Raw genomic sequence first — 21,866 nt, 5'->3', positions numbered from 1 at the left:
GGACCGCGCCGGGCGCCTCGTCGCCGCGCTCTCCGTCGCGGGCCGCCGGGGTCACATCGACACCGTGCGGCTGGGCGCGGACGTCCGCCGGGTCGCGGCGGCGGCCTCCCGGACCTGGTCGGGGCTCGGGCGGGCCGTCCGCGGCTGAGTTTTGCAACTAGTTGCATAATGGCGTCCGGCCCTCTACAACGGAAGGGCACACCCGCCGAGGAGGGCGCCATGAGCCGCTACCCGCATCTGCTGACCCCGCTCGACCTGGGCTTCACGACGCTGCCCAACCGGGTCCTCATGGGCTCGATGCACGTCGGCCTGGAGGAGGCCGAGCGCGGCTTCGAGCGGATGGCCGCCTTCTACGCGGAACGAGCGCGCGGGGGAGTGGGCCTCATCGTCACCGGCGGCATCGCCCCCAACGACGAGGGCCGCCCCTACCCCGGCGGCGCCAAGCTCACCACCGAGGAGGAGGCCGGGCGCCACCGCGTCGTCACCGACGCCGTGCACGCCGAGGGCGGCCGGATCGCCCTCCAGATCCTCCACTTCGGCCGGTACGCCTACCACCCCGACCTCGTCGCCCCGAGCGCCCTCAAGGCCCCGATCAGCCCCCACACGCCCCGCGAACTCACCGCCGCCGAGGTCGAGAAGACCATCGACGACTACGTCCGCACCGCCCGCCTCGCCCGCGCCGCCGGATACGACGGCGTCGAGATCATGGGCTCCGAGGGCTACCTGATCAACGAGTTCGTCGCCGCGCCGACCAACCACCGCACCGACGAGTGGGGCGGCTCCTACGAGAACCGGATGCGGTTCCCCGTCGAGATCGTCCGGCGGGTCCGCGAGGCCGTCGGGGAGGACTTCATCCTCGTCTACCGGCTCTCCATGCTCGACCTCGTCCCCGGCGGCTCCACCCTCGACGAGGTCATCACCCTCGCGAAGGCCGTCGAGGCGGCGGGCGCCACCCTCATCAACACCGGCATCGGCTGGCACGAGGCCCGCATCCCGACCATCGCGACGTCGGTGCCGCGCGGCGCGTACACGTTCGTCACGAAGAAGCTGATGGGCGAGGTCGCGATCCCGCTCGTCACCACCAACCGCATCAACACCCCGGAACTCGCCGAGGAGTTGATCGCCGACGGCGTCGCCGACATGGTCTCCATGGCCCGCCCGATGCTCGCCGACCCGGAGTTCGTCAACAAGGCCGCCGCAGGCACCCCCGAGGCCATCAACACCTGCATCGGCTGCAACCAGGCATGCCTGGACCACACGTTCAGCGGCAAGATCACCTCCTGCCTGGTCAACCCCCGCGCCTGCCACGAGACCGAGCTGACCCTCTCCCCGACCCGCCTGCGCAAACGCGTCGCGGTCGTCGGCGCCGGCCCCGCCGGACTCGCCTGCGCCGTCACCGCTGCCCAACGCGGCCACGCCGTCACCCTGTTCGACGCCGCGACCGACATCGGCGGCCAGCTCAATGTCGCCCGCAAGGTCCCCGGCAAGCAGGAGTTCGACGAGACGATCCGCTACTTCCGCCACCAGTTGACGGCCCATCAGGTCGACGTCCGCCTCAACACGCGTGCGGAGGCGGGGGACTTGATGTCCTACGACGAGATCGTCGTCGCCACCGGCGTCGTCCCCCGCGTCCCCGGCATCGACGGCGTCGACCACCCCAGCGTCCTCGGCTACCTCGACGTCCTGCGCGACGACGCCCCCGTCGGCGACCGCGTCGCGATCCTCGGCGCCGGCGGCATCGGCTTCGACGTCGCCGAACACCTCACCGACAGCGGCGACAAGGCCCACGAGGACCCGGCGACCTACTTCCGCACCTGGGGCGTCGACCTCGACCACACCACCCCCGGCGGCCTCACCACCCCCGACCGCCCCACCCCGCCCCGCACGGTCCACCTCCTCCAGCGCAAGACCACCAAGGTCGGCGCGGGCCTCGGCAGGACCACAGGGTGGATCCACCGGACCGAACTCAAGCACCGGGGCGTGACGATGACCCCCGGCGCGACCTACGACCGGATCGACGACACCGGCCTCCACATCACGGTCGACGGCCACAGCACCGTCCTGGAGGTCGACACGGTCGTCCTGTGTACCGGGCAGGAGCCCCGCCGGGACCTGTACGACGCGCTGGTGGCCGCAGGCCGCACCCCGCACCTCATCGGGGGAGCCGACGTCGCCGCCGAACTGGACGCGAAACGGGCGATCAAGCAGGGCACCGAGATCGCCGCCGCCCTGTAGGGCCCTCCCTAGGATGACCGCATGTCACTCCCGCACGCGATCCTCACCGCCCTGCTCGAAAAGCCGTCGTCGGGGCTGGAGCTGACCCGCCGGTTCGACCGGTCGATCGGGTACTTCTGGTCGGCCACGCACCAGCAGATCTACCGCGAGCTGGGAAAACTGGAGGCGGAGGGCCACATCCGGACCCTCCCCTCCGAGGCCCCCGCCCGAGGCCAGAGGAAGTCCTACGAGGTCCTCCCCGAAGGCCGCGCCGAACTCGCCCGCTGGACGGCCGGACCCCAGGACCCCAGACCCCACCGCGACGCCACCCTCCTGCGCCTGCGCGCAGCCGCCGTCGTCGGCACTGCAGGGCTCACCGCAGACCTCACCCGCCATCTCGACCTCCACAGACGCCAGTTGGCCGAGTACGAGGAGATCGAGGCCCGCGACTTCCCGCCCGGGGACGAGAGCGCGCAGGCCAGGCTTCAGCACCTGGTCCTGCGCGCGGGCATCGAGCTGGAGACGTTCTGGACGAAGTGGCTGAGCCAGGCTCTGTCGGAACTCCCCGCAGAGGACAGCTGACGTTCAGAGCCGGTACGGACGCCGCCGCCTGCGCAGGAACCACCCCGCCGCCAGCACCCCGAGCCCGGTCAGCGCGCCGCCCGCCGCGAGGGTCGCCGTCCCGTAGTCCTGGATGCCACCGCCGAGCCCGCCGAGGACACCCCGGGAAGGGGCGGTCGTCGAGGAGGTCGTCGGCGCGGAGGAGGCCGACACGATGATCGTCTGAGAGCCCGCGCTGCGGCCGTCGGCGCAGCGGACCTGCACCGTGTAGGTGCCGGGGGTGACGCTCGTCCACGCTGCCGACTGGCTCACCGTCGTCCCCGACAGCGCCACCTGGCGGCCCTGGCTGAAGCTCGTCTGGCTCGCGGTCAGCAGGGACGCGGTGCCGTAGCTGCCGCTGACCTGCGAGATACAGGTGCTGGTCACCACCGAGACCGTCGACCCCGTCGTACTCACCGAGATCCCGGCGGCGGACGCCGGACCCGCGGCCAGCGCGACGGCCGCCGCGCTCGCCCCGGCGCCGACGAGAAGCTGAAGTGTGCGCATCGGATGCCCTCCCGGCGGCACGGTCGGCGGTTCTCCGCCGGGGGTCGGGTACGGCCGTGCTGCCTCGGACGAAGCCAAAGCGCCCCCGGCGGGCCTCGCACCCCGGCAGCCGCCGGGCAGGTGACGGATTCCTCCGGACGGCGCAACGGGCCACCCCGCGCGGGACCGCCGCACGGGTTACGTATGCTGAGGCTCTTCACGGCCGAACTCTCCGTCGGAATCCACGAGTTCGAGCCGGTGGCGCGGGCCGCTGTCGTCGCTGATCCCGCGCCGGCGTGGGCGGCCGGGCGGCCGGGGCGCAGGACTGCTCCGGCCCCCGCCCCCTGTCGGACCGTCAGACCGCGTGCACCGTACGGCCCCCTTGAGGTGGCCGAAGGGGCGGGGCGGCACCAGATTTGCCTGAGTGTCCGTCAAAATCCCCCCGCGGAGAGGGTTTCTCTACGTGCGTCCCCAGTCGTTGACACTCGCCGCCGCCTGCCTCGCCCTGCTGGCGCCCACCTCGCCCGCCGTCCCCCAGGCGTTCGGGCTGCCCACCCCGGACGGCCCCGTCGAGGCGGCCGACCTGCTGGCCAAGGTGCGCGACTGCGACCCCGTCTCACGCGGCAAGTACCGCCTCGACGACGGGTCCCCGCGCACCGTCCCCGTCTGCGGCACCCGGGACGCCGTGTTCTGGAAGGCCGACATGGACATCGACTGCGACGGGCGTCCCGGCCGGATCTGCAACCGGGACGCCGACCCCCTGTTCGCGCCGACCACCGCGTTCCAGCAGTCCGACGGACGCCAGCTCAGCGCGGAGACGCTGCCCTACATCGTCGTCCCGATGAAGAGCGCCGTGTGGAACCACCGCGACAGCGGGGTGCACGCCGGGTCCGTCGCCGCCGTGGTCTACCGGGGCCGGGTCCAGTACGCCGTCGTCGGTGACACCGGGCCCGACGACATCATCGGCGAAGCCTCCTACGCCACCGCCAAGGCCCTCGGGATCCCGGCCGACCCGCGCAGCGGGGGTGTGGCCTCGGGGGTCACGTACATCGTGTTCAAGGACTCGCGGGTCAAGCCGATCGAGGACCGGCAGGAGGCGGTGGCGGTGGGGGAGCGGCTGGCGAAGCTGTTCGTCCGCCAGGACAGGCGGTGACGTCACACGGTCACGGCAGCCACCACCCGCCCCCGCGCCTCCCCGAACCCGATCCGCGCCCCGCCCGCCCCCGGCGCGCTCGCCCGCAGCACCACCTCGTCCCCGTCCTCCAGGAACGTCCGCTTCTCCCCCGCGACGGTGACCGGCTCGGCGCCGCCCCAGGTCAGCTCGATGAACGCGCCGCGCTGGTCCCTCGCGGGACCGGAGACCGTGCCCGAGGCGAAGAGGTCGCCGGTGCGGGTGGGGGCGCCGTTGACGGTCAGGTGCGCCAGCATCTGCGCCGGGGACCAGTACATCGCGGAGTACGGCGGACGGGAGACGGTCTCGCCGTTCCACTCGATCTCCAGGGCGATGTCCAGCCCCCAGGGCTCGTCCAGGGCGAGATAGGGCAGGACGGCCGGCTCCTGGACCGGCGTGCGCACCTTCGCCTCCGTCAGCGCGAGCATCGGGACCACCCACGCCGAGACCGTCGAGGCGAAGGACTTGCCGAGGTTGGGCCCGAGGGGGACGTACTCCCAGGCCTGGATGTCCCGGGCGGACCAGTCGTTGAAGAGGACGGCGCCGAAAAGGTGCGACTCGGCGTCCGCGACGGGCACCGGCACGCCCATCGCATTGCCGGTGCCCACCACGAACCCCACCTCCGCCTCGATGTCGAGCCGCGCCGACGGCCCGAACACGGGCGCCGGATCACCGGGCGCCTTGCGCTGCCCGCAGGGGCGTACGACGTCCGTCCCGGAGACGACGACCGAGGCGGAGCGGCCGTGGTAACCGACCGGCAGATGCTTCCAGTTGGGCAGCAGCGGCTCGGGGTTGTCGGGGCGGAAGAGCCGGCCGAGGTTGGCCGCGTGGTGCTCGGAGGCATAGAAGTCGACGTAGTCGGCGACCTCGAAGGGGAGGTGGAGGGTGACACCGTCGAGGGGGTGCACGGCCTCGGCCGGGACATCCCCCGCGAGCGCCTCGGTGAGCGCGGCGCGGACGGCCGTCCAGCGGTCGTACCCCTGCGCCATGAACGGGTTCAGCGAGGGCGCCGCGAAGACGTCGTCCCCGAGGAGCAGCGCGAGGTCCACGACGTGGTCGCCGTACCGGGTCGCGACGCGGGGCGCGGCGCCGGGGCGGGAGTAGACGCCGTAGGGCAGGTTCGCGGGTCCGAAGAGGGAGTCGTCCGGTACGGAGAGCCGCATGGCGGACCTTTCTGCCGGCGTCACGCGGACCGGGGCCGCGTGATCACCGCACGCTAGGTCGCACTCCGGGGGGCGTCAAGGCAGCCGCACGGAGAAGGTGCCGGTCATTCGTGCGGGCTTCACGATGGGGAGGCGAGTCGCCGGTACCACCGGGAGGGGGTGGTTCCCGACTCCACCGTCCACGTCACCGCCTGCGAGTACGTACCGGCGCCGGGCGACGCGCACGGCGGCTTCGCCGGCGCGGCCGACATCCGGGTCTGAGGCATCGCCCCGCACGGTCCCCTGTGGGACCCGAACCAGGGAGTCACCGGGGTCCTGCACATCGGCTGGGACACACCGGTCTACGTCTACGTCGGCATCACCGTCTTCGACGAGGGCCGGGTCGAGATCCGGACCCTAGACCACTTCCCCGATGGTGCGGACGTTCCCGAGGGCAGGGCCCCGCCTCGCCCGTTAGTCTCCGAGTGGCTCCTACCATGGCCGACAATCGAACAAGACGATGGCTGCCGTGGTCCGGTTCAGGCTGATGCGGAGCCGGTCAGGAGCACGCCGGCGCTTGAGCATGGCGAAGGGGTGCTCGGCCGCGACGCGGAGTCTGGCCAGAGCGGAATTCGCCTGTTTCCCCCAACCGTTGTGGCCCTTTCCCGGCGGGCGCTTGACCGGGGTGCGGACGGTGCCGTCGGCGCCCTGGTAGGCGGAGTCGGCGGTGGTCTCCACGTCGGCGGCGGTGACTGTGTCCAGGATGCCGTCCGCGCGGGCGGCGCTCAGGCCGTGGGTGGAACCGGGCCGGGCCCGGCCCAGGAAAACCAGTTCACCGTCGGTCGTGGTCAGTGCCTGCACGTCTATGCCGTGGTCGCGGTGTTTGCCGCTGTACAGCGGGTCCGGGTTGGCCGCGGTGGCAACAGCGGCACAGCGCCGGGTGGGGATTGGTGTGAGCGTGTCCAGCGCCTCGTTGGTGACCACGAAGCTCTTTGCTCCGCAGGAAGGTTGACGCCCCCGCAGCGGCAAGGAGCTTCCTGAGTCACGGGGCCGCCTTGTTACCAGGAAGGAGTTTTCCATCTCCATTTCGCGGTTGTGGTGTTCGAGTTCCTTCAGGCGCGCCCGCTCGTTCACCGTCAGTTCCGCATCGGCGGCCGGTTCCTGCTGCTTCTAGTACTTCTATTGGGTGCCTGTCCGGAAACTCCGGGGCCCCTCATACATCGGCATCTACTCGGTCTTCGGCGGCTTCATCGCCGGACTCGCCATGCCGCGCAACCCCGCCTTCCGCGCGGCCCTGCACAACCGCATGATGGACATCGTCTGCGTCCTGCTCCTGCCCATCTTCTTCGCCTTCTCCGGCCTCAACACCGAACTCGGCGGCGTCGCCGGCTGGGCCATGATCGGGCCGTTCCTGCTGATCCTCGCGGCCGGCTTCGTCGGCAAGTACGCGGGCTGTGCCCTCGCCATGCGCGGTATCGGCTTCTCCTGGCGCGAGTCCTGGGCGGTCGGCGGCCTGATGAACGCCCGCGGCCTGATGATCCTCATTTTCATCAACATCGGCCTCGCCCAAGGAATGATCAGCAAGGACGTCTTCTCCATGCTGGTCCTGGTCGCGGTCATCACCACCGCCGGCGCCGTACCGCTGTACCGCTGGGCGCTGCCCGAGCGACTCGAACAGTGGATGTCTCCTCCGGCCTCGAACGACAAGGCCGCCTCCGGATCGACCGCGCCTGAGTCAGAGCCCGTTCACGCTTGACCCACACAGCCGGCCGGACGCGCAAGCGCCCGGCCGGCCCTCACGCGATCACCTGCCCGAAACACCTTGTCCCCGCACGGGAGCAGCCATGCCCAACGGCGTGAACGGTGTCGCCCTCGCCGTCTTCATCTTCTTCTTCTTCCTGGCCGTCACCGTCATGGGCTTTCTCGCCTCACGCTGGCGCAGACCCGACAACGAACACAGCCTCGACGAATGGGGACTGGGCGGCCGGTCGTTCGGCACCTGGATCACGTGGTTCCTGCTCGGCGGCGACGTCTATACGGCGTACACCTTCATCGCCGTCCCCGCGGCCGTCTACGCGGCGGGCGCGGCCGGCTTCTTCGCGGTGCCGTACACGATCCTCGTCTACCCGCTGATCTTCACCTTCCTGCCCCGCCTGTGGTCGGTGTGCCACCGGCACGGGTACGTCACCACAGCCGACTTCGTCCGTGGCCGGTTCGGTTCGAAGGGCCTGTCGCTCGCCGTGGCCTTCACCGGCATCCTGGCGACGATGCCGTACATCGCGCTCCAACTCGTCGGCATCCAGGCCGTGCTGGACGTGATGGGTGTCGGCGGTGGCGAGAACACCAACTGGTTCGTCAAGGACCTCCCCCTCCTGATCGCCTTCGGCGTGCTGGCGGCGTACACCTACTCGTCGGGGCTGCGCGCCCCCGCCATGATCGCCTTCGTCAAGGACACACTGATCTACGTCGTCATCGTCGTCGCGATCATCTACATCCCGATCAAGCTGGGCGGCTTCGACGAGATCTTCGCCGCGGCGGACAAGAAGTACGCCACGGCCGGTGCGGGCGGACTGCTGCCGGCCGCGGAGGGGCAATGGACGTACGCCACACTGGCGTTGGGCTCGGCCATGGCCATGTTCGTGTACCCGCACTCGATCACGGCGACGCTGTCGTCCCGCAGCCGTGAAGTGATCCGGCGCAGCACGACGGTCATGCCCCTCTACACCCTCATGCTCGGCCTGCTGGCATTGCTCGGCTTCATGGCGATCGCGGCCGGAGTCAAGGTCACCAACGGCCAGTTGGCGATTCCGCAGCTGTTCGAGAACATGTTCCCGGCGTGGTTCGCGGGCGTGGCCTTCGCGGCGATCGGCATCGGCGCACTGGTCCCGGCCGCGATCATGTCGATCGCGGCGGCGAACCTCTTCACCCGCAACATCTACAAGGACTTCATCAAGCCGGACGCGACGCCCGAGCAGGAGACCCGGGTCTCCAAGCTGGTGTCCCTGCTGGTGAAGGTCGGCGCGCTGGTTTTCGTCCTCACCATGGACAAGACGGTCGCCATCAACTTCCAGCTCCTGGGCGGCATCTGGATCCTGCAGACCTTCCCGGCCCTGGTCGGCGGCCTGTTCACCCGCTGGTTCCACCGGTGGGCGCTGCTCGTCGGCTGGGCGGTCGGCATGATCTACGGCACGGTCGCGGCCTACGGTGTCGCCTCGCCGACCCAGAAGCACTTCGGCGGCTCCGCGAAGATGATCCCCGCCATCGGCGAGATCGGCTACATCGGCCTCACGGCCTTTGTCCTCAACGCCGCCGTCACGGTGGTCCTGACCTCCGTCCTGAAGGCCGCGAAGGCTCCCGAGGGCATCGACGTCACGTCGCCCGGGGATTACACGGCGGATACGGAAGCACAGACCACCCCCGTCCTCCGCCCGGGTGCTTCACCGGCCTCCAAGCCGAGCTGAGGGCCGGGTCGACGCAGGCTATGCCGACGCCCGGTCGGCGATCGAGTCCAGGGCGGCGGTCACCGTGCTGGTCAGTGTCGCGGCGTCGGCACCGGCACGCGAGCGCAGGTTGACGCCGTAGGCGAGCAGCGCCAGCAGATCGGCGGAAGCGCCGGGATCGGCGCCGGGGGCGAGCTGCCCCTGGCGCTCGGCGGTGACGAGCGCCGCGTACAGCGCGTCCCGCAACTCCTGGTGGTGCTGATCCAGGACGGCACGTACCGCCGGATCGCTATTCTCGGCACCGGCGTGGGCGTTGGAGACCATGCAGCCCCAGCGGGCGTACTCGCCCGAGCAGCGGGCCTCGATCAGGCCGCCGAAGAACTCGGAGACGGCCGACAGCCCCCGCTCGTCCTCGGCCAGGTGCCGGAACATCGGTTGGGACCGCTGCTCCAGGTAGTGGCGCAGCGCGGCGAGGTAGAGCTCCTGCTTGCCGCCGAACGTGGCATACAGGCTGGAACGGTTGAGCCCGGTCGCCGTCACCACGTCCTGGATCCCGGTCGAGGCCACGCCCTGCCGCCAGAACAGCCGCACCACGGTCTCCAGAGCGGCGTCCGGATCGAAGTGCTTGATGTCCGGCACGTTTCACCCCGCCATCTTGAAATAAGGATTCCAAGATACTCCGCGTTCGCCCCGCCGCAAAGGTCCTGCCGGGCACAGAGCGGGGCGGGCCGCCCACCTGCGTGAAGGCGTCCAGCTTCGTCCACGATCCGCCTGACAGGCGCCGCGTGCCGGGACCATGCCCCCATGAATCGCATACCAGCCCTCTGGGTGGCCGCGTACGGGTCGCAGACCCCCCGCTTCCGCCGCTTCCTCGCCCGTCGCATGGCCCACTTCGCCGCCTTCGTCCGCGCTCTCGCCCTGGCCGACCACCACCCGTTCACCAGCCTGTGACCGATTGACCTCTCCGTGCGGCTGGCGCGGGGCCATGCATGCCCTTATCTTGGAACGGTCATTTTAAGATTTGCCCTGCTCCAGCCGTCAGCCAGGAGGAACCAGCGCCATGACCACCCTGAACGCGGAACTGCGCACCTTCTACGAAGCCCGTCAGCAGCAGATCCCCGCAGAGATTCGGGAGATCATGCAGCGGGCAAGCCAGGAACTCACCGACTCCGGCCAGGCCGACCGCGCGCTGACCGTCGGCGACCGGGCGCCGCACTTCAGCCTCCCTTCCGCGACCGGACACATCCTTCCCCTGAACGACCTGCTCGCTGACGGCCCGGTCGTTCTGACCTTCTACCGCGGTGCCTGGTGTCCGTACTGCAACATCGCCCTGCGCTCCCTCCAGCAGCACCATGAGGCCATCACCGCGCGCGGTGCGCGCCTGGTGGCCGTCTCCCCGCAGATCCCCGACGAGTCGATCACTCTGGCCGAGAAGCACGCCCTCGCCTTCGACGTCCTCAGCGACATCGGCTCCGACACCGCCAAGCAGTACGGCCTCGCCTTCGATCTCCCCGACGACCTTGCCGCCGTCTACGACAAGCTCGGCTTCGATCTCCAGCGCGTCAACGACGGCCACCCGCGCACCCTGCCGCTGCCCGCGACCTACGTCATCGACGGCGACGGCACCATCCGCTGGGCCTTCGTCGACTCCGACTACACCACCCGCGCCGAACCCGCCGACATCCTCGCCGCACTTGACGCAGTGGGCTGATCCCCTGAAAGCCGGCTTCCCTGAGGCCCGCCTGCGCCTGAATCCAGGAGATCCGGTGGCGTCCGGCGCCGGGTCCGCCTGGGCCCGAGCCACGACTGGGGAGTGGTCATGGGCGAGTGGGTGCAGTTTTCAAGCGAGGTGGTCCACGGGGCCCGTTCCTGAGGCTCCACCGGGACACGGTGGTCAAGCTGGACAGGGTCGGCACAGGCTTCTACGAGCACATCAGCGTGGACGACACGGTCCGTGCGGTCGCGCTCGACGGTCACGGGCGAGTCGCGATCGTCGAGGACGACTTCTACCTCCAGCGCCGCAGGGGCCGGCATCTGCCGGTGGCGGCAGCGCAGGCCAGGAGCCACCGCGAGCGGCCCGCCGGGAGCTGGAGGAGGATACCGGCGTGCTCGTCGGTACCCTGCACGCGCTGGGCGTGATCGATCCTCCGCCGGCCATGACGAGCGCCCGGACGCACCTCTTCCTCGCCACTGACCTGCGCCCTGGGCGGCTGCACCGAGACGACACCGAGATCGGGGACGGCCGTGGCGTGAATCCCCCTGGTGAACGCCGTGGACGCCGTACGGTCCGGGCAAATATCCGAGGCAGGTAGCGTGACCGCGCTCCTCCTGGCTCAGACCTGCCGCCGCCCGGAGAGCGATCAGACGGTGGTTGGCCTGTTCCAGCCCTATCATCAGCTCGCGGTTGGTGCTACGAGCCGCCGCGAGCTCCTCGGTGCGCTCCTCCAACTGCAGTCGCAGGTCGACGGCGGCCGAACCGGTGCTCCTTGTAGTTGTTGCAGACCAGGATGGGCTTGCCGCCCTCGCCATGGGTGAGGCAGTCGAACGGCAAGGCGCAGATTTCGTTCGGGCGACGGCCGGCGTCGATCAGGAGCTCGATGGCGACATGGGTCTGGCGGTCGGTGCCATCGGCTTCGAGGGCAGGCAGGTGGCTGCACAGCTCACACCTTGGGCCGCCGGGGTGACACACCCGTCGTGAAGGTCACTGCCCAGGGCACCAGACACGTCTCGATGGCCGTGCTGAGCTGCACCAGGGCCGGCGTAAGGGCTTCACCGGAGACCCACTGCGCCGGCCTGCTGGATGGCGTACACCAGCAGGCCGGCGGCCCCGTCGTCCGGGTGCGGGACAACCCGAACACGCACGTCAGCCACGCCCATGCGGGAGCTGACCGCCGCGCGATTTTGGCTGACCGTCTACCAGCTGCCGCCGTACGCACCGGAGCTCAACCCGGTCGAGGGCGTGTGGTCGCACCTGAAGAGATCCCTGGCCAACCTCACCAGACACAGTCTCGACCAGCTCACCGCACTGGTGAAGACCCGGCTGAAACGAATGCAGTATTGGTCCTGCCTCATCGAAGGGCTCGTCGCCAAGACCGGACTCGACCTCCAACCGCCGTAACCCCCCGCCAATGAAGATCTCTAGCGCTGACGATGCTCGGCACTGCCGTGACCACACTGCTCGTCGTCCAGGTCGTCGCGGGATTCTGAGCGGGCTGCCTCGCTGCCTTCAGGTCGCGCAGTTTCCGATGGAGTCCCAGTCGAGGAACTGGATGCCACCGTCGTGGTCCAGCACCGCCACCGCGTACTGGATATAAGGCCATTCCTTGCGGGTGCGGGATTCGGTGAGGACGGCTCGGCAGGCCACGTCGGCGGCGGTGCGTCCCCATTCGGATCTCGTGTCCTGGTCCCATTCCGGTTTGGTCGCCCACACGTACATCGTCGCCTCGTCGGGAGCGAAGCCGATGCTGGTGTTGGCGTCGTTGATATAGCGGGGGTCGCGGAAGAGGCGGGAGTTGCCGTTCCACTCGGTGAAGAGTTCGCGGACCGCGTCGGTGGCCACACGGATCTCGTCTTTGTCGGTGCTGGGGATCTGTGCGGCTCGGAGGCCGCGTTCGGTGGGCTGCCAGTCCGATGCCCGGACCGGGTCGGGGGTGCTGCGGTCGCTCGCCTGGGTGGCGCAGGCGGTGTTGGTGCGGAAGTCGTCCTCCCACACGATCGCGGGTGCCGCGGGGGTCGTGTTGTCCACCAGGACGTATTCGTCGTAGGGGAGGCTCGGGTAGAGGTCTGCCATCATGCGCAGGACGAGGCACGAGTTCTTGGCCACGGCCTGCACGATGTGCGGTGCGGGAGAGGGTCCCTCGATCGCGATGTAGATCTCCTTGCGGGGCCGGGCGAAGCTCATCGCGTACTCGCCTGCATAACCTTGTTCCTCACCGACACCCAGGCTGACGTCATGGCTGAGAGCGGCCTCGGTCTCGAACTCCGCCTCCCCCTTGGCGCGTCCGGCCGTGTGCCAGGTGGCGACGGTTGCTTCCCCGCCGTCCGCGGTGGACGACGGTTTCGGATCGTCTGCCGGTATGCGGGGTGGCGCGGACGTCCCGGCGGACGTGGTGACGGTGGCGCCCGCACTGGGATGTCCGGCGTTCGACGAGGGGACTGCGTGGTCGGGCCGGAGCGTGAGAGCCCCGCCCACCACCCCGCCGACGAGGGCGGCTGCTAGGAGGACGACCACCGCGCGTCGGCTTCGGCGGACGGGAGCGCGCCAGGGTGGGTCGTTCAGGGCCGGTACGTCCCACACGGCTGCGACGGGATCACCTGCCAGGGTCGGCTGCGCGTCGGCCGGGACGATCTGGGTGGCCTGCGAGGCGAGGAGCCCGGCGCAGTGCCGGGCCGTCTCCTGCGCGGTCGGCCGGCTGTCCGGCTCCTTGCCGAGGGCCTTCTCCGCGATGTCGCGGAGGGGTTCGGGGAGGCCGTCGAGGTCGGGGTCGGCGGATATGACGCGGTAGGCGACCGCGTCGGGGGCGCCGGTGCCGAAGGGCGGGCGGCCGGTGGCCGCGTAGGCGACGAGGGAGCCCCAGGCGAACACGTCCCCCTCGGGACCGGCGGTACCGGTGCGGTAGTGCTCGGGGCTGATCCAGCCGGGTGTCCCGGTCATGGTGCCGGTGCGGGTCACCGAAGTGCCGTCGGCGGCGTGCGCGATGCCGAAGTCCAGGAGGCGGGGGCCGGCCGGGGTGAGGACGACGTTCTGCGGTTTGACGTCCCGGTGGACGACGTCGGCCGCGTGGATGGCGGCGAGGGCTTGGGCGGTGCCGGCGGCGAAGGCGTACAGGGTGGCGGCGGTGAGGGGACCGTGCGCGGCGAGGTGCCGGTCGAGGGTGAGGCCGGGGGCGTAGGCGGTGGCCAGCCAGGGGGACTCGGCATCGGGGTCGGCCGCGAGGACGGGCACCAGGCAGGGGCCCTGGACGCGGGCGGACAGCTGCACCTCACGGCGGAAACGGGCCCGGAACTCCGGATCCCCCGCCAGCGGGGCATGAATGACCTTGACGGCGACGCGCGCTCCTGCGGGATCTAGCCCGGCGTGCACGACGCCCATGCCTCCCGCACCCAGACGTCCGACGATCCGGTACGGGCCGACCTGCCGGGGGTCACCGGGGTGGGCGGGCTGCACACGCCCACCGGAGCGGGCAGCGCTCACAGAGAGTCCGTTCCTGTTCCACGAAGAAGAGCTGCGAGGAGCGGCACTTTTCGGATACACCACCATGTCCTCGCGGCTGGATGTTATCCGCAGGGCGCCTCAACGAGCAGCGGCACCTTGTGTATTGGCTGGAGCCACCTGTGCGCATCACACACTTTGTCATCGTCGGCTGCACCCGCCCACGTGACCTTCGTGTGAGCAAGGTCGATACTGCGGTAAGGGTGACTATGATCCGCACGGTCACCCCCGGTCAGGTATGTCTGACAACCTGTCATCCAAGTCAGCATCGAGTCAGTGCCAACCCCGCTGTCACTCGCCCCCGACCGTCAGGATCAGAAATCAGCAAACTAGATCTGACCTGCTACAACGCCGGCCAGGAACTGGTCTGCCAACGTTACTAGGAGATACCCATGAGGATGCTGATCAACGTTCCGGAGACCGTGGTCGCCGACGCGTTGCGGGGGATGGCCGCAGCCCACCCCGAGCTGGTCGTGGACGTCGAGAACCGGGTGATCGTGCGGCGGGACGCGCCGGTCGCGGGGAAGGTGGCCCTGGTGTCCGGCGGCGGTTCGGGGCACGAGCCGCTGCACGGCGGGTTCGTGGGGCCCGGGATGCTGTCGGCCGCCTGTCCGGGGGAGGTCTTCACCTCGCCGGTGCCGGACCAGATGGTGCGCGCGGCGGCGGCCGTGGACAGCGGCGCCGGGGTGCTGTTCATCGTGAAGAACTACACCGGGGACGTCCTCAACTTCGAGATGGCGGCCGAACTCGCCGAGGACGAGGGCATCCAGGTCGCGAAGGTCCTCGTCAACGACGACGTCGCCGTCACCGACAGCCTCTACACCGCAGGCCGGCGCGGCACCGGCGCGACCCTGTTCGTGGAGAAGATCGCCGGCGCGGCGGCCGAGGAGGGACAGCCGCTGGAGCGCGTCGAGTCGATCGCCCGGCAGGTCAACGAGAACTCCCGCAGCTTCGGCGTCGCACTGAGCGCCTGCACCACCCCCGCCAAGGGTTCCCCCACCTTCGACCTCCCGCCGGGCGAGCTGGAACTCGGCATCGGCATCCACGGCGAACCCGGCCGCGAACGCCGCCCCATGATGACGTCCGGCGAGATCGCCGACTTCGCCGTCCACGCGATCCTGGAGGACATGAACCCCCGCAACCCGGTCCTCGTCCTGGTCAACAGCATGGGCTCGACCCCGCTCCTGGAGCTGTACGGCTTCAACGCCGAGGTGCAGCGGGTGCTCGCGGAGCGCGGCGTGCACGTCGCGCACACCCTGGTCGGCAACTACGTCACCTCGCTGGACATGGCGGGCGCGTCCGTCACGCTCTGCCAGATCGACGAGGAACTGCTGAGGCTGTGGAAGGCACCGGTCAGCACGGCCGGACTGCGCTGGGGCATGTGAGCCTCCGAACCGAACGAGGAGTTCCCGTGCTGGACGCCGACTTCTTCCGCCGCTGGCTGACCACGGCCGCCGCCTCGATCGACCGCGAGGCCGACCGGCTCACCGAACTCGACTCACCCATCGGCGACGCCGACCACGGCGCCAACCTGCGGCGCGGGTTCGCCGCGGTGACGGCAGTCCTGGACAAGGAGCAGCCCTCGACGCCGCGCGCGGTGCTGCAACTCGCCGGACGCCAGCTCATCTCCACCGTCGGCGGAGCCTCGGGCCCGCTGTACGGGACGCTGCTGCGCGGCACCGGCAAGGCCCTCGGGGACATCCCCGAGGTCAGCGACGCCGAGTTCGCGGCGGCCCTGCGCGCGGGGGTGCAGGCCGTGATGCGGCTCGGCGGGGCCGCGCCGGGCGACAAGACCATGATCGACGCGCTGCTCCCGGCCGTGGACGCACTGGACGCCGGGTACGCGGCGGCACGGGACGCGGCCGAGCAGGGGGCGGCGGCGACCGTACCGCTCCAGGCACGCAAGGGACGCGCGAGCTATCTCGGCGAGCGTAGCGTCGGTCACCAGGACCCGGGGGCGACCTCGGCGGCCCTGCTGATCGCGGCGCTGGCCGACAGCCGGGAACAAGGGCAAGGGGAGGACAGCAGTTCATGAGCGAGCGGAAACTCGTCGGGATCGTCCTGGTCTCGCACAGCGCCACCGTCGCCGAGTCCGTCGCGGACCTCGCGCGCGGTCTCGTCGGTGACGGCACGGACGTGCCGGTCGCCGCCGCCGGGGGGACCGAGGACGGCCGGTTCGGGACCAGCGCCGCGCTCATCGCGCGAGCCGCCGCCGAGGTCGACCGGGGCGCGGGCGTCGCCGTCCTCGCCGACCTCGGCAGCGCCGTCCTCACCGTCAAGGCACTCCTGGAGGACGACGAACTCCCGCACGACATCCGGCTGTTGGACGCCCCCTTCGTCGAGGGCGCGATCGCGGCGGCCGTGACGGCGGCGACCGGAGCCGACCTGACGGCGGTGGAGGCGGCGGCCGGGGAGGCGTACGCGTACCGCAAGGTGTAAATCGGTGGGCCGGCGGGTGCCGTGCGCGTGATCATGGTTTTTTGGCACCCGCCCGCCTCCGAGAGAAAGCCCCGCCATGCCCGTACTCCCCGATCCCGGCACCCTCCACCCCATGCCCGGCCAGCCCCGCGTCGCCCTGCTGAAACCACAGGTCACCTCCCCGCTGATCGACGTCGGCGAGTTCTCCTACTACGACGACCCGGACGACGCGACGGCCTTCGAGACGCGGAACGTGCTCTACCACTACGGCCCCGAACGCCTCGTCATCGGCCGGTTCTGCGCCTTCGCGACCGGCGTCCGGTTCATCATGAACGGCGCCAACCACCGCAGCGACGGCCCCTCCACGTTCCCGTTCCCCACGATGGGCGGCGCCTGGGCCGACCACTTCGACCTGCTGACGGGCCTGCCGAACCGAGGTGACACGGTCGTCGGCAACGACGTGTGGCTCGGCAACGGCGTCACCGTGATGCCCGGCGTGCGGATCGGACACGGCGCGATCGTCGCGACCGGCGCCGTCGTCACCTCCGACGTCCCCGACTACGGCGTCGTCGGCGGCAACCCCGCCCGCCTGATCCGCACCCGCTACAGCGACACGGACGTCGCCCGGCTGCTCGCGCTGGCCTGGTGGGACTGGCCGCTGGAGCACCTCACCGCGCACATCCGGACGGTGATGTCGGGCAGCGTCGACGAGTTGGAGGCGGCGGCGCCGTAATCCGGATGCGGGGACGCGGGCGGCCCGGCTAAGGTCGTCCGCATGGCACACATCGCTCAGCTCTACGGCTGACACGACCCCCTGCACAGCGCCCCGCGCAACGCCGCCGGGCCGCGCTTCGTCGTGTCCTCGTCCGCCATTCCGTAGACCTGAAACGAGTGTGATCGCCCATGTCACGTCGCCGTGCCCATATCGCGATGATCGGCGTCCCCGCCGTCAGCCACGTCCTGCCCAGCCTCGACGTCATCCGTGAACTGGTCGCCCGCGGCCACCGCGTCACCTACGCGAACGACCCCGCCGTCGCCCACCTGATCGAGCCGACCGGCGCGCGGCTCGTCCCGTACACGTCCGTCCTCCCGGTCGCCGACAACGACTGGCCCGAGGACCCCATCGCGGCGATGTCCTGCTTCCTGGACGAGGGGATCCAGGCCCTCCCACAGCTCCGCGCCGTCTACGACGACGACCCGGCCGACCTCTACCTGTACGACATCGGCGCGTACGCGGCCCGCGCCCTCGCCGAGTCCCAGGACCGCCCCCTCATGCAGCTCTCCCCGACCTTCGTGGCCTGGGAGGGGTACGAGGACGAGGTCGCCGCGCACCTCTTCGCCCTGCCGGGCGCGGACGCGTACCGGGCTCGGTTCGAGGCGTGGCTCAAGGAGTGCGGGGCGACGACCCCGACCATGGAGGAGTTCGCGGGCCGCCCCGCGCACACGGTCGCCACGATCACCCGCGCCATGCAGCCGCACGCCGACCGCGTCGACACGAGCACCGTCACCTTCGTCGGCCCCTGCTTCGACCCCACGGAAGAGAACTGGCCCCGCCCGGCCGACGCGGAGAAGATCCTCCTGGTCTCCCTCGGATCGGCGTTCACCCGCCGACCCGAGTTCTACCGCCAGTGCCTGGCCGCCTTCGGCGACCTCCCCGGCTGGCACGTCGTCCTCCAGATCGGCAAATACACCGACCCCGCCGTCCTGGGCGACATCCCGGCCAACACCGAAGTCCACCCCTGGGTCCCCCAGCGCGCCATCCTCCAGCACGCCGACGCCTTCGTCACCCACGCCGGCATGGGCGGCTGCGGCGAGGGCCTCCACGCCGGCGTCCCCATGATCGCCGTCCCCCAGGCCGTCGACCAGTTCATGAACGCGGACCGCCTCGTCGAACTGGGTGTGGCCCACCGCCTCGACACCCCGAACGCGACGGCGGAGGCCCTCCGAGCCGCCCTGCTGCAACTGACCGGCGACCCGGAGGTGGCCCGCCGGTCGGCGGAGCTGAAGGCGGCGGCCCGCGCGGAGGGAGGCACGAGCCGCGCGGCGGACCTGGTGGAGGAGTTGCTGAAGTAAGCGGCTCCTAGGCGGAGGCGGCGGCCACGAAGAACGGGACGGCCACGAGGAAACGGTCCGTCTCCGCCCGCCGACGCTGTTCGGTGAGCCAGACGTCCGCTCTGTCACGGTCGACGGCACCCCCGGCGGAGGCCGACTCGGCGAGTCTCGTTGCCAGGGGCAGCATCGCAGGGTCGGTGAAGACGCTGGTGTGCGCCTCGACCGTGACATCGCTGAAACCGTGGTCCAGGAGAAGGCCGCGGAACTCGCGACCGGCGCGAGGCGTGCTCAGGAGGTCGGCTCGGGCGTGCACGATCCTGCGGGTGAGCACGGCGTCGTCCGAGTCGATCATGATCGCGTCCCAGTCCTGACCGACCAGGACGATCCGGCCACCCGGACACAGCACCCGCCGAGCCTCCGCCACCGCGCGTCTCGGCTCCCTGAGGAGGTGGAGGATTTTGTCGGCACGGTAACCACGCAGGCTCCCCTCGTCGAAGGGCAGCTCCTCCGCACCCGCCTTCCGGAACTCGCCCTGCGGCCACCGCTCTTGAGCCACGGCCAGCATCCCCGGATCCGGGTCCACACCCACCGCTCGTACCCCGCGCCCGGCCAGCTCGGCGACAGCCCTCCCGGCGCCGCAGCCGACATCCACGACGGCCGAACCCGGTACGAGGGAGAGTAGTTCGTAGGAGCGGTCCCGCAGCCGGACGGCGTCCGGTGCCCGCTCCGCGACGTCGAGGACGGCCAACAGCGCTTCGGTGCCGCAGAGTTTTTCCGCCGCTTCCTGATTCATGGACATGGCCGTCATGCTCCGACTTAATGCCGACATGAAGTCAAGCGACGACGGCACGTTGAGCATCGGAGCCCTCGCGGCCCGCTTCGGATTGGCCACCCACGTCCTGCGGCACTGGGAGACGATGGGCCTGCTGGACCCGGGACGGGACACCGCCGGTCGCCGCCGTTACGGTGCCGGCGACGTCACCCGCGTGGCAGCGATCCTCATGCTGAAGGAGGCCGGACTCGGCCTGGCGACCATCAGGAGCCTGCACCCTACGGTCGACCGCGCCACCCGGCACGACATCCTGCGTCCTGTGGCCGAAGACCTGCGACGGAGGATCGCGGCGGCCCAGAAGTCCCTGGAGTTCGTCGAAGGGGGCCTGAACTGTGGGTACGAGGACGTCACCGAGTGCCCGAACTACCGACGGCGTATCGCCGAACGCACCGGCTCCGCAGAGGAGTTGTCAGAGGAAAGCGGGAGCGGAACAAGCCACAGCTGAGTCGTCGCGTGCCGGAAGGCCGGGTCGCTGAAGTAGCGTGCCCGGATGGACCTCTTCACGCAGACGTGGACCGCGCTGCGGACGGCCGTCGCGGGGCTCTCCGACGAGGACTTCGCGCGGCCGTCCGGGTGTACGGGGTGGCTCGTTCGGGACCTGGTGTGTCACCTGGTGATCGACGCGCAGGACGTGCTGATCACGCTCGCCACGCCGTCCGACGCGGAGGCGACGCACGACGCGGTCACCTACTGGCACCTCACCGACACCCCGCCGACCGGAGACGACCCGCTCGACGCGTTGACGGTCCGGCTGGCAGCGGCCTACGAGGACCCGGCGTTGCTGAAGTTCCATCTGGACGACGTCGGCTCGGCGGCCGGGCGTGCCGCGGGGCTGGCCGCGCCCGAACTCCGGGTCGCCACGCAGGACATGGTGCTCACCGCCGAGGACTACCTCTCCGCGTACGTCCTGGAGTGGACGCTGCACCACTTCGACCTCGTCGCTCACCTCCCCGGCGCGGAGGGGCCGCCTGCCGAGGGGCTCGCGTCGGTGCGGGGGATGCTGGAGCGGATCGCCGGGACGACGTTCCCCGAATCCTTCTCCGACACGGACACGTTGCTGATCGCCACGGGACGGCGCGCTCCGACCGGTGCGGAACGGGCCGAACTGGGGGAGACGGCCGCTCTGCTCCCCTTCGTCGTGGGGTGAACGGGTGACGGGAAGGTAGCCGATTACCATCACGCTCATGAATGCGACGCCCCGCTGGCTGGACCCCGAGGAACGACGGGCATGGCTCGCCTACGTCGAGTTCTCCACCCACCTCGCCGACCACCTCAACCGCCAGCTGCGCCGGGACGCGGGCATGACGCACGCCGATTACGTCCTGCTGGCGGTCCTCTCCTCGGCCCCGGAGCACCAGCTCACCATGTCCGAGCTGGCCGAACGCCTCCGGATCACCCGCAGCCGCCTCACCCACGCCGTCACCCGCCTCCAGGAGGCCGGTTACGTCGACCGCCGCGACTGCCCGAGCAACCGCCGCAACCAGCTCGCCGCCCTCACCCCCGAAGGCGTACGCCTCCTGGAGGAAGTCGCCCCCGGACACGTGGAGGCGGTCCGCCAGGCGGTCTTCGACGCCCTCACACCGGACCAGGTCGGCCAGCTCGCGGAGATCGGCGAGGCCATCAGCGCGGCGCTCCACCGCATCGACGAGACCGGCGAACACGAGCGGACGCTGCCCTGGCGGAGGCGATAGCGGGCGCATCGAGTGAGATACGGGACGTGGCTCCCGTCGCCGACGCTGTCTAGGCTTTCGAGTCGTATCCGCATACCCGACAGGGACAAGGACAGGTACAGCAGATGAGCGCTTCCGCATCGATCGGCGTCACCGGCCTGGGAGTCATGGGCCGTAACCTGGCGCGCAACTTCGCCCGTCACGGCTACACGGTGGCGGTCCACAACCGCAGTGCGGGGCGCACCCGCGCGCTCATGGAAGAGTTCGGGCATGAGGGGGACTTCGTCCCGGCTGAGAGCGCACAGGAGTTCGTGGCGGCGCTGGAGCGTCCGCGTCGGCTGATGCTGATGGTGCAGGCGGGTGAGGCGACGGACGCGGTGATCGAGGAGTTCGCGCCGCTCCTGGAGGCCGGGGACATGATCATCGACGGGGGCAACGCGCACTTCGCGGACACCCGCCGCCGGGAGGCCGCGCTGCGTGAACAGGGCATCCACTTCGTGGGAGTCGGCGTCTCGGGCGGTGAGGAGGGCGCGCTGCACGGGCCGTCGATCATGCCGGGCGGGTCGGCGGAGTCGTACGCGGTGCTGGGCCCGATGTTCGAGGCGATCAGCGCGAAGGTCGACGGCGAG

Annotated in this window: 23 protein-coding genes and 1 pseudogene; 18 read left to right on the top strand and 6 right to left on the bottom strand. The window is 70.5% G+C overall.

The features are described from left to right. The first annotated feature begins 219 nt into the window (after window positions 1-219). Both ACVNF4_RS16350 and ACVNF4_RS16345 read left to right on the top strand, forming a co-directional pair. Window positions 220-2,235, top strand: a complete 2,016-nt coding sequence (locus ACVNF4_RS16350) for an oxidoreductase (RefSeq protein WP_461803538.1) — start codon at window positions 220-222, stop codon at window positions 2,233-2,235. Window positions 2,236-2,256: 21 nt separating this feature from the next. After that, window positions 2,257-2,796 carry a PadR family transcriptional regulator gene (locus ACVNF4_RS16345; RefSeq protein ID WP_461803537.1) on the top strand — a complete coding sequence of 180 codons (540 nt, stop codon included), beginning with the start codon at window positions 2,257-2,259 and terminating at the stop codon, window positions 2,794-2,796. Between the two features lie 3 nt (window positions 2,797-2,799). On the opposite strand, the gene ACVNF4_RS16340 is transcribed toward ACVNF4_RS16345, so the two are convergent. After that, the gene (locus ACVNF4_RS16340) at window positions 2,800-3,321 is read right to left on the bottom strand and encodes a hypothetical protein (protein WP_461803536.1); all 522 of its coding nucleotides are present in this window, start codon (window positions 3,319-3,321) and stop codon (window positions 2,800-2,802) included. A 442-nt stretch (window positions 3,322-3,763) separates the two neighbouring features. On the opposite strand from ACVNF4_RS16340, the gene ACVNF4_RS16335 reads away from it, so the two are divergent. After that, complete coding sequence (locus ACVNF4_RS16335; protein WP_461803535.1) at window positions 3,764-4,453, top strand: glycoside hydrolase family 75 protein; 690 nt, start codon at window positions 3,764-3,766, stop codon at window positions 4,451-4,453. A 2-nt stretch (window positions 4,454-4,455) separates the two neighbouring features. On the opposite strand, the gene fahA is transcribed toward ACVNF4_RS16335, so the two are convergent. Beyond that, complete coding sequence (fahA, locus tag ACVNF4_RS16330; protein WP_461803534.1) at window positions 4,456-5,634, bottom strand: fumarylacetoacetase; 1,179 nt, start codon at window positions 5,632-5,634, stop codon at window positions 4,456-4,458. 471 nt (window positions 5,635-6,105) lie between these two features. Beyond that, entirely contained in the window at window positions 6,106-6,747 is a 642-nt protein-coding gene (locus ACVNF4_RS16325) for a transposase family protein (protein ID WP_461803533.1), read from the bottom strand. A 52-nt stretch (window positions 6,748-6,799) separates the two neighbouring features. Here ACVNF4_RS16325 and ACVNF4_RS16320 point away from each other — a divergent pair, with 52 nt between their 5' ends. Together ACVNF4_RS16320 and mctP are read left to right on the top strand one after the other, a co-directional pair. Beyond that, window positions 6,800-7,369: a cation:proton antiporter gene (locus ACVNF4_RS16320; RefSeq protein WP_461803532.1), complete on the top strand. Its 570-nt coding sequence runs from the start codon at window positions 6,800-6,802 to the stop codon at window positions 7,367-7,369. 88 nt (window positions 7,370-7,457) lie between these two features. Continuing rightward, complete coding sequence (mctP, locus tag ACVNF4_RS16315) at window positions 7,458-9,074, top strand: monocarboxylate uptake permease MctP (RefSeq protein ID WP_461803531.1); 1,617 nt, start codon at window positions 7,458-7,460, stop codon at window positions 9,072-9,074. 18 nt (window positions 9,075-9,092) lie between these two features. On the opposite strand, the gene ACVNF4_RS16310 is transcribed toward mctP, so the two are convergent. After that, a complete protein-coding gene (locus ACVNF4_RS16310; RefSeq protein WP_461803530.1) occupies window positions 9,093-9,692 on the bottom strand; it encodes a TetR/AcrR family transcriptional regulator in 600 nt (199 codons plus the stop codon). Between the two features lie 165 nt (window positions 9,693-9,857). On the opposite strand from ACVNF4_RS16310, the gene ACVNF4_RS16305 reads away from it, so the two are divergent. From ACVNF4_RS16305 to ACVNF4_RS16290, 4 genes and pseudogenes are all read left to right on the top strand, one after another. Beyond that, on the top strand, window positions 9,858-10,004 hold the full coding sequence (locus ACVNF4_RS16305) for a hypothetical protein (RefSeq protein ID WP_461803529.1): 147 nt from the start codon (window positions 9,858-9,860) through the stop codon (window positions 10,002-10,004). A gap of 109 nt (window positions 10,005-10,113) precedes the next feature. After that, window positions 10,114-10,764 (top strand): peroxiredoxin-like family protein, encoded by a 651-nt coding sequence (locus tag ACVNF4_RS16300; protein ID WP_461803528.1) that lies wholly within the window; start codon window positions 10,114-10,116, stop codon window positions 10,762-10,764. A gap of 179 nt (window positions 10,765-10,943) precedes the next feature. Continuing rightward, window positions 10,944-11,192, top strand: coding sequence for a hypothetical protein (locus tag ACVNF4_RS16295; RefSeq protein ID WP_461803527.1), 249 nt, complete (start codon window positions 10,944-10,946; stop codon window positions 11,190-11,192). A gap of 525 nt (window positions 11,193-11,717) precedes the next feature. Further along, window positions 11,718-12,171, top strand: a pseudogene (locus ACVNF4_RS16290) (transposase); the annotation flags it as partial. A 108-nt stretch (window positions 12,172-12,279) separates the two neighbouring features. Here ACVNF4_RS16290 and ACVNF4_RS16285 read toward each other — a convergent pair. Further along, on the bottom strand, window positions 12,280-14,247 hold the full coding sequence (locus tag ACVNF4_RS16285) for a serine/threonine-protein kinase (protein ID WP_461803526.1): 1,968 nt from the start codon (window positions 14,245-14,247) through the stop codon (window positions 12,280-12,282). A gap of 410 nt (window positions 14,248-14,657) precedes the next feature. Between ACVNF4_RS16285 and dhaK the strand changes: the two genes are divergently transcribed. From dhaK to ACVNF4_RS16260, 5 genes are all read left to right on the top strand, one after another. Continuing rightward, complete coding sequence (gene dhaK / locus ACVNF4_RS16280) at window positions 14,658-15,650, top strand: dihydroxyacetone kinase subunit DhaK (RefSeq protein ID WP_461803525.1); 993 nt, start codon at window positions 14,658-14,660, stop codon at window positions 15,648-15,650. A 26-nt stretch (window positions 15,651-15,676) separates the two neighbouring features. Further along, window positions 15,677-16,300, top strand: a complete 624-nt coding sequence (dhaL, locus tag ACVNF4_RS16275; RefSeq protein WP_461803524.1) for a dihydroxyacetone kinase subunit DhaL — start codon at window positions 15,677-15,679, stop codon at window positions 16,298-16,300. Next, window positions 16,297-16,704, top strand: a complete 408-nt coding sequence (gene dhaM, locus ACVNF4_RS16270) for a dihydroxyacetone kinase phosphoryl donor subunit DhaM (protein ID WP_461803523.1) — start codon at window positions 16,297-16,299, stop codon at window positions 16,702-16,704. The genes dhaL and dhaM overlap by 4 nt, the downstream gene beginning before the upstream one ends. 76 nt (window positions 16,705-16,780) lie before the next feature. Further along, complete coding sequence (locus ACVNF4_RS16265; RefSeq protein WP_461803522.1) at window positions 16,781-17,416, top strand: CatB-related O-acetyltransferase; 636 nt, start codon at window positions 16,781-16,783, stop codon at window positions 17,414-17,416. Window positions 17,417-17,586: 170 nt separating this feature from the next. Further along, window positions 17,587-18,756, top strand: coding sequence for a macrolide family glycosyltransferase (locus ACVNF4_RS16260; RefSeq protein ID WP_461803521.1), 1,170 nt, complete (start codon window positions 17,587-17,589; stop codon window positions 18,754-18,756). Window positions 18,757-18,763: 7 nt separating this feature from the next. Here ACVNF4_RS16260 and ACVNF4_RS16255 read toward each other — a convergent pair whose 3' ends face one another. Then, the gene (locus tag ACVNF4_RS16255) at window positions 18,764-19,534 is read right to left on the bottom strand and encodes a methyltransferase domain-containing protein (protein WP_461803520.1); all 771 of its coding nucleotides are present in this window, start codon (window positions 19,532-19,534) and stop codon (window positions 18,764-18,766) included. A gap of 28 nt (window positions 19,535-19,562) precedes the next feature. On the opposite strand from ACVNF4_RS16255, the gene ACVNF4_RS16250 reads away from it, so the two are divergent. The 4 genes from ACVNF4_RS16250 to ACVNF4_RS16235 form a co-directional block, all read left to right on the top strand. Beyond that, entirely contained in the window at window positions 19,563-20,012 is a 450-nt protein-coding gene (locus ACVNF4_RS16250) for a MerR family transcriptional regulator (protein ID WP_461803519.1), read from the top strand. 45 nt (window positions 20,013-20,057) lie between these two features. Then, entirely contained in the window at window positions 20,058-20,714 is a 657-nt protein-coding gene (locus ACVNF4_RS16245) for a maleylpyruvate isomerase N-terminal domain-containing protein (RefSeq protein WP_461803518.1), read from the top strand. A 37-nt stretch (window positions 20,715-20,751) separates the two neighbouring features. Continuing rightward, complete coding sequence (locus ACVNF4_RS16240; protein ID WP_461803517.1) at window positions 20,752-21,258, top strand: MarR family winged helix-turn-helix transcriptional regulator; 507 nt, start codon at window positions 20,752-20,754, stop codon at window positions 21,256-21,258. A 104-nt stretch (window positions 21,259-21,362) separates the two neighbouring features. Further along, on the top strand, window positions 21,363-21,866 hold a 504-nt coding region (locus ACVNF4_RS16235; RefSeq protein WP_461803516.1), incomplete at its 3' end, for an NAD(P)-binding domain-containing protein.

Source organism: Streptomyces sp. S6 (genome assembly GCF_054880855.1).
This window is presented reverse-complemented; position numbering and strand designations above follow the sequence as displayed.